Origin of the sequence: Streptomyces sedi (assembly GCF_006335015.1) — a bacterium.
Lineage (GTDB): Bacteria > Actinomycetota > Actinomycetes > Streptomycetales > Streptomycetaceae > Streptomyces > Streptomyces sedi.
The window spans coordinates 263483-276228 of the sequence record NZ_VDGT01000005.1; the positions used below are offsets into that span (position 1 = coordinate 263483).

General features: G+C 72.0%; 9 protein-coding genes. 2 read left to right on the forward strand and 7 right to left on the reverse strand.

The annotated features are described in order from the left end of the window. Positions 1-179 precede the first annotated feature (179 nt). The 3 genes from FH715_RS09530 to FH715_RS09540 all read right to left on the reverse strand — a co-directional run bounded on the left by FH715_RS09530 (position 180) and on the right by FH715_RS09540 (position 4347). Positions 180-2279, reverse strand: coding sequence for an ATP-binding cassette domain-containing protein (locus tag FH715_RS09530; protein ID WP_139642905.1), 2100 nt, complete (start codon positions 2277-2279; stop codon positions 180-182). Between the two features lie 145 nt (positions 2280-2424). Beyond that, positions 2425-3165 carry an NUDIX hydrolase gene (locus FH715_RS09535; protein WP_139642909.1) on the reverse strand — a complete coding sequence of 247 codons (741 nt, stop codon included), beginning with the start codon at positions 3163-3165 and terminating at the stop codon, positions 2425-2427. Positions 3166-3192: 27 nt separating this feature from the next. Continuing rightward, complete coding sequence (locus FH715_RS09540) at positions 3193-4347, reverse strand: DUF4192 domain-containing protein (protein WP_139642911.1); 1155 nt, start codon at positions 4345-4347, stop codon at positions 3193-3195. Positions 4348-4489: 142 nt separating this feature from the next. On the opposite strand from FH715_RS09540, the gene FH715_RS09545 reads away from it, so the two are divergent. Further along, positions 4490-6691, forward strand: a complete 2202-nt coding sequence (locus FH715_RS09545; RefSeq protein ID WP_139642916.1) for a RecQ family ATP-dependent DNA helicase — start codon at positions 4490-4492, stop codon at positions 6689-6691. Between the two features lie 25 nt (positions 6692-6716). Here FH715_RS09545 and FH715_RS09550 read toward each other — a convergent pair whose 3' ends face one another. From FH715_RS09550 to FH715_RS09560, 3 genes are all read right to left on the reverse strand, one after another. Next, entirely contained in the window at positions 6717-7421 is a 705-nt protein-coding gene (locus FH715_RS09550) for a ribonuclease HII (RefSeq protein ID WP_139642919.1), read from the reverse strand. A gap of 13 nt (positions 7422-7434) precedes the next feature. After that, on the reverse strand, positions 7435-8100 hold the full coding sequence (locus FH715_RS09555; protein ID WP_139642922.1) for a histidine phosphatase family protein: 666 nt from the start codon (positions 8098-8100) through the stop codon (positions 7435-7437). Positions 8101-8163: 63 nt separating this feature from the next. After that, positions 8164-8772, reverse strand: a complete 609-nt coding sequence (locus tag FH715_RS09560) for a YdbC family protein (RefSeq protein ID WP_139642924.1) — start codon at positions 8770-8772, stop codon at positions 8164-8166. Positions 8773-9112: 340 nt separating this feature from the next. On the opposite strand from FH715_RS09560, the gene FH715_RS09565 reads away from it, so the two are divergent. Beyond that, positions 9113-9640 (forward strand): TerD family protein, encoded by a 528-nt coding sequence (locus FH715_RS09565; protein ID WP_139642927.1) that lies wholly within the window; start codon positions 9113-9115, stop codon positions 9638-9640. A gap of 137 nt (positions 9641-9777) precedes the next feature. Here the strand turns inward: FH715_RS09565 and FH715_RS09570 are convergent, their stop codons facing one another. After that, the gene (locus FH715_RS09570; RefSeq protein WP_139642930.1) at positions 9778-12654 is read right to left on the reverse strand and encodes a vitamin B12-dependent ribonucleotide reductase; all 2877 of its coding nucleotides are present in this window, start codon (positions 12652-12654) and stop codon (positions 9778-9780) included. Positions 12655-12746 lie beyond the last annotated feature (92 nt).

Sequence of the window (12746 nt, forward strand, 5' to 3'; positions counted from 1 at the left end):
CATAATTGACGTCTAACCGGAAGGAAATGGACCGTCCCGTGCACGCCGTATCAGCGCTTCGATCTCAGGCCGCCACCTCACACCACTGAACGCGCCCCTTCCGCACCGCTGTTCGCCAACTACCCCTTCGCGTCACCGAGTTCGGCCGCGCCCCGGCATCGGGGAGTCGGCACCGGGGGTCACCGCCGGACACGGCGCAACCCGACCAACGCGTAGCCGCAGAGCAGAGCGGCCAGGGCGAGGGCCAGCGCCCAGCCCAGGGGCTGGGCGGCCAGCCGCACCGAGGCGGTCAGCCAGCGGTCCAGCAGCGACGCGAAGGGCAGGGTGGTCAGGGCGGTGAGGCGCTCGGGCAGCCCTTCGAGTTCGCGACCGATCGGGCTGTCGGGCACCATCCGCAGCGCCGGGGCCAGCGCGAGCGGAACCGCGGCGACCGCGCCCACTCCGACCAGCGCGGAACGGAAGACCCCGGCGGCCAGCAGTCCGGCCCAGGCGCATCCCACGGAGAGCGCGGCCGTACTCTCGAACGCGGAGGGCCAGGACTCGGGGGTCGGGCCCCGCGTGCCGAGCAGCAGGGTCAGGGCCGCGGAGTTCACCGCGATCGCGGCGGCGCACAGCAGCAGCGCGGCGACGCCGCATACCGCCAACTTGCCCGCCAGCAGCGAGAGTCGGCGCGGCACCTGCCGACTGGAGTGCGCCAACGCGGGAAAGCGGAACTCCTGCCCGAAGGCCAACGCCCCCAGCACCCCCGCCGCCGCTGCCGCCGGCGGCAGCGGAAGCGGCTCGGCCCATCCGCTGAGCAGACGCTCGGGCGGCGGGGAACCGGTCCAGGCGAGAGCGACCGCGACCACCAGACCGGCGAACAGCGCCAGCGCCATGACCCACCAGGCGGTGCCGGTACCGGACCAGCGGCGCAACTCGTAGCGGAGCGGCCACCCCGGGCCCGGCGGGGGGAGCGCCGGAAGCGCCGGGGGCAGTCCGGGGCGGACGGTCACCCGGCCACCGCCCGCGAGGGCACCGGCTCCGGACTCGGGGCCCGCGCCGTCCCGGGCGGCGGGCGCGCTGGCGAGGCGCTCGCGCGCGGGAGGCGGCAGGGTGTCGACCGCCGTTCCCGTCGGGGCCCGGGACGAACCCGCCCCTGAGCCGATGACGGCGGACGCGGTGACGGCGACGGGAGCGGCGGTCCTGGGACGCGTCGTCGCCGTGCCGCCCTCAAGCTCCTCGGACGGCGCGACTTCGCCCTCCCCCGCAGGGACGGTCTCCTCCGCCCCTCCGACCTCGGTCACGGCCGAGGTGCTCGCCTCGACCCTGGGCACGAGCACCACGGTCTTCGGCTCCTGCCCCCGGTGGGCACCGCCGGCGTCGTCAGGCCGTCCGTCGGCCCGCCGCAACGGGCCGATCGGCGCGCGATCCCCGGCGTCACCGATCTCGTCGGCGAGTTGGTGGACCACGATCCGGTGCTGGTGGGCGATCTCGCCAACGGTGGCGAGGTCACTGCCGTACACCGAGAGCCGGTTGCCCGCCTCCCGCACCACCTCCACCGGGGCCGTGGCGCGCAGTCGGTGCTGGAGCACGGTGGCCAGCCTCTCGGCGTGCGGGCTGCGCACCGCCACCCTGGGACGGAGCCGGGTCCGACGGAAGTCCGCGATCCGCTGGTCGGCAACCAGCCGTCCGCCGTCCACGCTCACGACACGGTCGGCGACCCGCGCCGCCTCCATGGCGTCGGTCGCGGTCATCAGCACGGTCCCGCCCTGCTCGGCGTATCCCCTCAACAGGCCCTGCGCCCACCCCCTTTCCCTTGGTGACAGGCCGCTCTCCGGATCGTCGAGCACCAGCGTGTGCGGGTCCCCGAGCAGCGCCGCGGCCAGTCCGAGCCTGCGGTCCATGCCGCGGGAGAACCTCCCCAACCGCTGCCCCGCCAGGCCGGTGAGCCCGACCACCTCCAGCACCTCGTCGGCGCGCCCCGCCGGCACCCCGGCCGCCGCCGCCAGCATCCGAAGATGTCCCACCGCCGAGCGTCTCGGGTGTCCTGGCACGTCGCCGAGGAGCGTGCCGATCTCCCGCTGGGGCTGGGGCATTCGCGACAGCGACCGCCCCCGGAAGAGGGCCACCCCGCGCCCCGGCGCCAGTTGGAGCATCAGCCGCAGAGCCGTCGACTTGCCGGCTCCCGAAGGCCCCAACAGCACGGTGACCTCTCCGGCCCCCGCCTCGAACGTGAGGTCGTCGACGGCGAGCGGCCTGCCCCGCCGCGACGCACTGGTGAGTCCGATGGTCTGGATCATCGATTCTCCCGTTGATTGCGCATTCTGCACCATAACGGGACATAGCAGATTCACCCGGCAACCCAGCCGGACTGTCGGCCACCCACCGACGACCCCGCCCGGAACTCCCCCCGCCCCGCGCCTCCGCCGGCGGAGAACCCCGCGATCAGCCCTCGGGGCGCAGCATCGGCGGGTTCAGCGCGCTGGCGCCACCCGCCCTGAAGAGCTGCGCGGGGCGGCCCCCCTGCCGCGTGGTGGTGCCACCGACGGGCACCAGGAAACCGGGGGTCCCGGTCACCTTCCGGTGGAAGTTGCGCGGGTCCAGAGACACACCCCAGACCGCCTCGTAGACCCTGCGCAACTCACCGACCGTGAACTCGGGTGGACAGAAGGCCGCGGCTAGGGACGAGTACTCGATCTTCGATCGCGCGCGCTCGACCCCGTCGGCCAGGATGCGCGCGTGATCGAATGCCAGCCCCTCGTCCGTCCCGCCGCCGGCGCCGCCCAACAGCTCGCTGGCGGACCGCCACTGGGCGCTGCCGGCGTCCCCGCCGGCGGTGGGTGACGGGAGATCAGGCGCCAGGACCAGGTGGGCCACGCTGACGACCCGCATTCTGGGATCGCGCCCCGGCTCGCCATAGGTGGCCAACTGCTCCAGATGCGCCCCCGCGTGCCAACTCCCCGCGTCCTGCGTCCGGAGCCCGGTCTCCTCAGCCAGCTCACGGGCGGCGGCGGACTCCAGATCCTCGTCAGCCCGCACAAAGCCACCAGGAAGAGCCCACTGCCCCCGATAAGGGTCCTCACCACGTCGCACCAGAAGCGCGCAGAGCGCGTGACGCCTGACGGTGAGCACGACCAGATCGACGGTGACGGCGAACGACGGATACTCCGACGGGTCGTAGGGCATGTCGTGATCATAGGGGCCCCACCAGGCTCACTGGGCCCGATGCGCGGACCACTGCCTTCGCAGGCTGGCGCGCAGGGGCTCGGGGTCGATCTCCTCGTTGCACGCCTGGTACAGCAGGCGCGCGAAAACGTACTCGGGGTCCAGCTCCAGCGCCCTGGCCAGGGCGACCCTGGCGCTCACGTCGTCGCCCGTCGACCACGACACCCAGCCGGCCAGCGTGAGCGGTGCGGCGGCGTGCGTCTCGAACGTCCCGACGCAGCGCCGGGACAGCGCCCGCCACAGCCGCAGCGCGGTCTGGGCGTCCGGGCCCTCCATCCACCCGGCGGCGATGTCCCTGGTGAGCCGGTCCTGAAGTCCGAGGACCAGCCGGGCGGCCTCGGAAGAGGTGAGCAGCGCGTCGTCCCTGGCGTCGGCCGCCGCCGGCTCGGGGTCCCTCGGGGCGGGCACCCGGCGGAAGCGGTGGAGCAGGCTGTCGACCAGGTCCACCATCTCGTCCCTGACGACGTCCTGTTCGGTGCGCGGGCCGACCATGCGGGGCGCCAGGCCGGCGACCGCCTCGTCGAACCCGCGTTCCTGCTGGACGGCCACCTCGCCGTCCAGGGGGACGAGGCGGCGGCGCATCTCCTTGAGCGAGCCGCGCACCCGGACACCGGCGAAGGCCGCGGCCGCCGCCATCGGCGAACGACCGACACGCGGCAGGAGGCTCAGCCGCTCGCCCTCGGCGCGGCCGTCGGGGGCCGAGTAGGAGAGGTAGCGCTCCTGGGAGACGTAGAGCGCCTCGTAGACCGGGACGTCGAGCTCGCCGCAGGCGGTGCGCACCAGCTGGGCCAGCGGGCGGAGACGCTCGGCGGTCTCCGCGGGGTCGGCGCCCTCCGGCGGGTCCTGGCTGAGGTAGAGCACCGCCGCGTCCGGGCGGGCCCCGTGTGCCGAGCTGGCCTCCACCAGGCAGGCCGCCAACTGCCTGGCGGTCTCCGGCCAGTTCGCCGTGTCGGACGGGATGCCGGTCCTGATGCGGCCACCGAGCCTGCCCTGGGGGCCGTGCAGCCCGAGGATGACGATCGAGTCGTCCGGGTGGTAGCCGAGCAGATAGGGCAGCGCGTCGGCCAGGTCGGCGGGGCCGCTGAGGGTGACCCGATTGTCGGTGACGGTCAGTGGCGAGAGGGATTCGCTGTGTTGAGTCATGAGTGCAGACTGCCTTCTCCCGCCGACATCGTGCGTTTTTTTGTCCACAGATCAGCGCGTCCATCACACAAGTCATTTGTATGCCTGGTTTATCCACAAGGGCCATTCGCCAAGTCGGCGGTCATCCGCTTGCATGGAGGCTATGTCCGACCAGACGACGGGACCCACCCCGTCCGCAGAGAACGCCCCCCGGGACGAGCTGCGCGCCGCCGCAGACGCGGTGCTCGCCCGGCTGATCGGTGACGAGACGGGAGCGGCACGGCTCCGCCCCGACCAGTGGCGGGCCATCGAGGCGCTGGTCGCCGAGCGCCGCCGGGCGCTGGTGGTGCAGCGCACCGGCTGGGGCAAGTCCGCCGTCTACTTCGTGGCGACCGCCCTGCTGCGGGAGAGGGGCGCGGGACCCACCGTGATCGTCTCCCCCCTGCTCGCCCTGATGCGCAACCAGGTCGCCGCCGCCGCACGCGCCGGTGTCCGGGCCCGCACGATCAACTCGGCCAACCAGGAGGAGTGGGAGACCGTCCGCGAGGAGATCGCGACCGGCGCGGTCGACGTCCTGTTGGTCTCCCCCGAGCGTCTCAACAACCCGGACTTCAGGGACGGAGTGCTTCCCCAGCTCGCCGCGACCGCCGGCCTGCTCGTGGTGGACGAGGCGCACTGCATCTCCGACTGGGGCCACGACTTCCGGCCCGACTACCGACGACTGCGCACCATGCTCGGTGAGCTTCCCGCCGGCGTCCCCGTGTTGGCCACCACGGCGACGGCCAACGCCCGGGTCACCTCCGATGTCGCCGAGCAGCTGGGCACCGGCGCCTCCTCGGACGGCGCGCTGGTGCTGCGCGGGCCGCTCGACCGCACCAGCCTGCGGCTCTCCGTCCTCAGGTTGCCCGACGCGGCACACCGGCTGGCCTGGCTCGACGAGCACCTGGAGCGGTTCCCCGGCTCAGGCATCATCTACGCGTTGACCGTCGCCGCGGCCGAGGAGGTCGCCGCCCACCTCTCGGCGCGGGGCCACCAGGTGACCGCCTACACGGGCCGCACCGAGCCGGCGGAGCGCGCCGCCGCCGAGGACGACCTCCTGGCCAACCGGGTCAAGGCCCTGGTCGCCACCTCCGCCCTCGGCATGGGCTTCGACAAACCGGACCTCGGATTCGTCATCCATCTCGGCTCCCCGTCCTCCCCGATCGCCTACTACCAGCAGGTCGGCCGCGCGGGACGAGGGGTGGAGCACGCCGAGGTGCTGCTGCTGCCCGGCCCCGAGGACGAGGCGATCTGGCGGTACTTCGGCTCCCTCGCGTTCCCGCCCGAGGAGCAGGTGCGCCATACGCTCGCCGTGCTGGCGGCGGCCGACCGCCCGCTCTCCCTCCCGGCGCTGGAGGCCAGGGTCGAGCTGCGCCGCACACGGCTGGAGACGATGCTCAAGGTGTTGGACGTGGATGGCGCGGTCCGCCGCGAGCGTGGCGGCTGGACCGCCACGGGCGCGCCCTGGCGCTACGACGCCGAGCGCTACGCCTGGGTGGCGCGTCAGCGCGAGATCGAGCAGGAGGCCATGCGGGAGTACGCGGCCACCGGCGGCTGCCGGATGGAGCTGCTGCGCCGCACCCTCGACGACGAGCAGGCAGAGCCCTGCGGTCGCTGCGACAACTGCACCGACGTGGGCTTCGACGCCCAGGTCTCCCCCGACGGGCTGAAGGCGGCCAAGGGCGAGCTGGCCCGTCCGGGCGTGGCGGTGGAGCCGCGGAAGATGTGGCCGACCGGGCTGCCCGCGGCGGGGGTCGACCTCAAGGGGCGCATCCCCGTGGGAGAGCAGGCCTCGGTGGGGCGGGCCCTGGGCCGGCTCTCCGACATCGGCTGGGGCGACCGGCTGCGCCCGTTGCTGAGCCCCGAGGCCATGGACGGCGCCCTGCCGGTGGACGTGCTGGACGCCGTGGTGACGGTGCTGACCGACTGGGCGCGGGGGCCGGGCGGTTGGGCCTCGGGTGCGCCGGACGCACCGCATCGGCCGGTTGGTGTGGTTTCCGTGGCCTCCAGGAGCCGGCCCCGGCTGGTCGCCTCCCTCGCGGAGGGCATCGCGCACGTCGGGAGGATGCCCCTGCTGGGCTCGGTGCGCCCCACCCGACTCGACCGTCCGCCCGGCCCGAGCAACAGCGCGCGGCGGGTCCACGCCCTGCACGACACGCTGGAGTTGGGGCCGGAGCTGGCGGAGGCCGTGAAGACCCACCCCGGCCCTCTGCTGCTGGTGGACGACTTCACCGACTCAGGCTGGACGCTGGCGCTCGCCGCGCGGCTGCTGCGGGCGGCGGGCGCCGAGCAGGTGCTGCCGCTGGTGTTGGCGGTGAGGGGATGAGCGCCGGGGCGCCGGCGGGACGCCGTCAGAAGATGCCGAGTTGGCCGCTGTCCTCCAGCGACTCCTCGGCCAGAGCGTCCCGGTGGGAGGGAAGTCTCAGATGACGCCAGCGCGGCAGTGCGTCCAGGTAGGCCCAGGAGAGTCGATGGTGCTCGGTCGGCCCCAGCTCCGCGAGGGCCGCCCGGTGCGTGGGCGAGGGGTAGCCGGCGTTCGTCTCGAAGCCGTAGGTCGGGTGGGCGTCCGCCAGTTCGGCCACCAGGGCGTCGCGGTACACCTTCGCGATCACCGAAGCAGCCGCCACGCAGACGCACGACTGGTCACCTTTGATCACGGTGCGTACCTGCCACGGCGGCCCGAGGTAGTCGTGCTTGCCGTCCAGGATGACCGCGTCCGGTCGCTCCGGCAGCGCCTCCAGGGCCCGGGTCGCCGCCAGCCGCAGGGCGGCCGTCATACCGAGTTGGTCGATCTCACGAGGGGAGGCGTGTCCCAGCGCGTGCTGGGTGACCCACCCGTGCAGGACCTCGGCAAGTGCCGTGCGCCTGACGGGAGTCAACAGCTTGGAGTCCGTCAGCCCCTCTGGCGGCCGGCGCAGGCCCGTGACGGCGGCGCAGACGGTGACCGGCCCGGCCCACGCCCCCCTGCCCACCTCGTCGACACCGGCGACGAGTCGGGCGCCGGTCGTGGCGCGAATCGAGCGTTCGACGCGATGGGTCGGCGGTTGGTAGACCATGGCGGCGTCCACCCTACGCACACCAGCCGTGGAAGGGACGCTCGGGTGTGTGCCAGCGCTCGAAGGGCCGATCGAGGTGATAACGCCCGTCCGAGCCCAACACGAGCTGACGGGTCTCCCCGTTGCCCGGGTTGGACAGCGACTCGAACTCGGCGACGGTCCAGTGCAGCCAGCGCATGCAGAAGAGCCTCATGGTCAGCCCGTGGGTCAACAGCAGCACGTTGGGCGGATGGTCCGGCTCGTCGAAGCTGCGCCACAGACTCTCCAGGAAGGCGCCCACCCGGTCGTAGACATCCGCGCCCGACTCGCCCTGGGCGAAGCGGTAGAAGAAGTGCCCGTAGGCGTCCCTGGCCCGCTTCTGCCGTTCCACATCCGCGCGGTCCTGCCAGTTGCCCCAGTCCTGTTCCCGGAGCCTCGGCTCCTCCCTCGCCCTCGTCCGCGTCGGATCGAGGGCCAACGCCCGGAAGGTCTGATGCGTACGTCGATAAGGGGACACGTAGGCGGAGACACTCTCGTCGCCGATGGTCTCGCGCAGCTGCTCCCCCGCTGCCTCGGCCTGGCGCTGGCCCTTCTCCGTCAGCTCCAGCGCGTGGTCGGGCGTGTGCTGGTACACGGAGTCGTCGTGGTTCCCCTGCGACTCTCCGTGTCGCATGAGGATGATGCGCCGGGGCTGTGGCATGGCGCTCAGCCTAGTTCGCGGGGACGGCGGGCGCCGACTCGCACGCCGCCGAGGCGGCGCGGATCACACCGTCCAGGACGGTTCCATGTCGATCACGTCACCCGTGATGTCGGCGATGTCGGCCCCGGTCTGCGCGCGCAGCGCCAGCCGCTCCACGCGTTCCGTGCGGTACTTGGCCCGTTCGGCTGCCGACTTCCACATGGACAGCACGAGGAACTCGCTCTCCGACTCGGCCTGGGCGAAGACCCCGCGGAGCATCCCGGGCGAGCCGGCCATCGCGGGGTTCCAGACCTTCTCCTGCATCAGCGCGAAGTGCTCGGCCCGCTCCTCGTGGACCCGGGTGTGGGCGACGCGCAGCAGGTCGGCGTCGTGGAAGCGGGGCTCGAAACCCATCTTCACGTCGAACCGGTACTCGAAGAGCCGCACACTGGCGTCCTGGAAGCTGCCCTGCTGGGTGGCCGCGAGCCGATCGTGCGAGCGGGCCATGAAGGAGTCGTAGAGCGCGCGGCTCTCCCAGAAGCTGAAGAGGTGGACCACCCCCGGCTCGGCGCGGCTCCATCCCCCGCCCTGCGCCCGAAACCCGGGCTCGCCGAGCAGCCCGGCCCACTTCCGCTGCCCGCGATCAAAGCCGACCCGGTCAACCACGGCACAACGAATCCACTTGACCAGCACCGCGCCATCGTACGGCCAACCGTCACCGAGAACGCAGGGGTTCCAGGATCACGGTCGCCGGCGCCTCCGAGCCGGCGACAGCCAGGCGCGACGCGGGTACACCGGGTGTCCGGGGGCAACTCCCGCCCGCGGCAACGGCCTTCCGGCCCCGTCCGGCCGCCTGGAGCCGGCGGCGAGGGGTCGGGCGGGCGCACCGGCGCGGGCGGGACCGCCCTGGCTCATCCTCGACCCACGGTGAGCGGGCGGCGGTTAGCCGCCCCGGTCACAGGTGAGAATGGCTGTGCCGGGAGGCCACGCCGTCGCCGGCGCGGCTTCGCCACCCGCACGGAAGGGATGTCCGGTGAGCCCGTTCAGCAAAGGGATCGAGACGGCCGAGGTCACGCTCCGCTGGGACCCCAGCCCCGCCGACGCCCCACCCCACGACCTCGACCTGATCGCCGCGACCTTCGGTGCCGACGCGCCCCAGGGACCGCCCGTCTATCTGGTGCACTTCGACAGCAGGGCCCCGGACGGCACCATCACCCTGACCCGGGACAGCGAGACCGGCCAGGGCTTCGGCAGCGACGAGGTACTGAAGCTCGAACTCGACAGGCTCGCCGACAGCTTCACGAGGGTGGTCGTGGGCGTCGCCATCCAACAGCGCCACGGACGCCGCACCTTCCGGGAGATCGCCCAACCGCTCGTGAGGATCAACGAGGGGCACACCGCGCTGGCGGAGGAGGACCTGTCCACCGCGGCCCCGGAAGCCACGGCGGCCACGGTGGCCCACTTCGCTCGCGACGACTCGGGGAACTGGCGCTTCCAGCGGGGTGTGCGCGGCTTCGACACCGACCCCGACCAGTTCTCGACGGCGATGGGCACCGACTGACGGGCCCACCGCCCGCCGAGGGGAGACAGACCGACGGGGAGGGTGCCGACCCCTCGGCCGACACCCTCCCCGGTACCGCTCGGTCCCCCGTCGCCGTCCGACGCCTCACCCCACGGCGGCGGGGGCCGGGGCCGGCCTCAGCTGCAACCGCTGGTGGAGCCGCAGCCCTCGCACAGGTAGCAGCTGCCGGCACGGCGCATCTTGGTGCCGCAGGAGAGACAGAGCGGGGCGTCCGCGTTCAACCCCAACTGCATCTCGGCCAACTCGGTCGAGCTGTGCGCCTCGCGAGGCGCGGGCCGCTCCTCGGCCACCGGAATCTCCTCAGCCGCACGCGGCACCGACGCCGACGAGACCTGGCGGGGTGCCGACTGGGAGAGCCCCTCCACGTCCAACTCCTCGTCGCCGGGCTCGTAGGAGCCGGTCTCCAGGTGGCGCTGCCGCTCGGTCGCGGTGTGGATGCCCAGCGCGGAACGCGTCTCGAACGGCAGGAAGTCCAGTGCCAGCCGGCGGAAGATGTAGTCCACGATGGACTGCGCCATCCGCACGTCCTGGTCGTCCGTCATGCCGGCCGGCTCGAAGCGCATGTTGGTGAACTTCGAGACATAGGTCTCCAGCGGCACCCCGTACTGAAGGCCGACCGAGACCGCGATGGAGAACGCGTCCATCATTCCGGCCAGGGTCGAGCCCTGCTTCGACATCTTCAGGAAGACTTCGCCGAGGCCGTCGTCCGGGTAGGAGTTGGCCGTCATGTAGCCCTCGGCGCCGCCCACCGTGAAGGAGGTGGTGATCCCCGGGCGCCCCTTGGGCAGCCGGCGCCGCACGGGCCGGTACTCGACGACGCGCTCCGGCTCGACCGGCTGCTCGCCCTTCTCCGCGTCCTTGGTCTTGGCGGAGAGCGGCTGCCCGACCTTGCTGTTCTCCACGTAGACCGCCAGGGCCTTGACCCCGAGCTTCCAGCCCTGGTGGTAGATCTCCGCCACGTCGTCGACGGTGCTGCTGCTGGGCATGTTGACCGTCTTGGAGATGGCGCCGCTGAGGAACGGCTGGGCGGCTGCCATCATCCGCACGTGCCCCATCGGGGCGATGGACCGCTCCCCCATCGCGCAGTCGAAGACCTCGTAGTGCTCGGGCCGCAGCCCGGGCGCGTCGACGACGTTCCCGTGTTCGGCGATGTGGGCGACGATCGCCTCGACCTGCTCCGGCTGGTAGCCGAGGCGCTTGAGCGCCTTGGGCACCGTGTTGTTGACGATCTGCATCGAGCCGCCACCGACGAGCTTCTTGTACTTCACCAGCGCCAGGTCCGGCTCGACCCCGGTGGTGTCGCAGTCCATCATCAGCCCGATGGTGCCGGTCGGCGCCAGCACGGACGCCTGCGCGTTGCGGAAGCCGTGCTTGTCGCCGAGTCGGACGACGTCCCGCCAGGCGGCGGTGGCCGCGGCCCACACCGGCGTGTCGAGGTCGTCGGTGCGCTGGGCGGCGTCGTTGGCGTCGGCGTGCTGACGCATGACGCGCTTGTGGGCGTCCGCGTTGCGCGCGTAGCCCTCGTACGGACCGACGACCGACGCCAGTTCGGCCGAGCGCCGGTAGGAGGTGCCGGTCATCAGCGACGTGATCGCGCCCGCGAGGGCCCGCCCGCCGTCCGAGTCATAGGCGTGGCCGGTGGCCATCAGCAGCGCGCCCAGGTTGGCGTAGCCGATGCCCAACTGGCGGAAGGCGCGGGTGGTCTCGCCGATCTTCTCCGTGGGGAAGTCCGCGAAGCTGATCGAGATGTCCATCGCGGTGATGACCAGCTCCACCACCTTGGCGAAGCGCTCGGCGTCGAAGGACTGGTTGCCCTCGTCGTCGTCGGAGAGGAACTTCATCAGGTTCAACGAGGCGAGGTTGCACGAGGAGTTGTCCAGGTGCATGTACTCACTGCACGGGTTGGACGCGGTGATCCGGCCCGACTCGGGCGAGGTGTGCCACCGGTTGATGACGTCGTCGTACTGGATACCGGGGTCGGCGCAGGCGTGGGCCGCCTCGGCCATCTTCCGGAAGAGCTTCTGCGCGTCGACGTGCTCGATGATCTCGCCCGAGATCCGGCCGCGCAGCCCGAAGGACTCGCCGGCCTCGACCGCGCGCATGAACTCGTCGTTCACCCGGACCGAGTTGTTCGCGTTCTGGTACTGCACGGAGGTGATGTCGTCGCCTCCGAGGTCCATGTCGAAGCCCGCGTCGCGCAGGGCGCGGATCTTCTCCTCCTCCTTGACCTTGGTCTCGATGAACGCCTCGACGTCCGGGTGGTCCACGTCCAGCACCACCATCTTGGCCGCCCGGCGGGTGGCACCGCCGGACTTGATGGTCCCCGCGGAGGCGTCGGCGCCACGCATGAACGAGACCGGGCCGGACGCGTTGCCGCCCGAGGAGAGCAGCTCCTTGGAGGAACGGATGCGGGACAGGTTCAGCCCGGCGCCCGAGCCGCCCTTGAAGATCATCCCCTCTTCCTTGTACCAGTCGAGGATCGACTCCATGGAGTCGTCGACGGAGAGGATGAAGCAGGCGCTGACCTGCTGCGGCTGGGTCGTGCCCACGTTGAACCAGACCGGCGAGTTGAAGCTGAAGACCTGGTGCAGCAGCGCATAGGTCAGCTCGTGCTCGAAGATCTCGGCATCGGCGGGGGAGGCGAAGTAGCCGAACTTCTCGCCCGCCGCACGGTAGGTGCGCACCACGCGGTCGATCAGCTGCTTCAGGCCGGTCTCGCGCTGCGGCGTGCCGACCGCGCCGCGGAAGTACTTGCTGGTGACGATGTTGACCGCGTTCACCGACCAGAAGTCGGGGAACTCGACGCCACGCTGCTCGAAGTTGATCGAACCGTCGCGCCAGTTGGTCATGACGACGTCACGACGCTCCCAGACCACCTCGTCGTATGGATGAATCCCCGCGGTGGTGTGGACGCGTTCGACCCGCAGCCCCTTGGTGCTCTTGCCGCCCTTGGCGCGTGAGCCTCGTGCCGGGCCGCTCGTCGTCTCAGTCATTCCGCCTCCCTGTTCGGGCATGACGCCCTGCTGTGTCCGGCCTGAACCGGAACACCCGTGCTGTTCTGAACTGTCGGCCGGCGCGCGGCGAT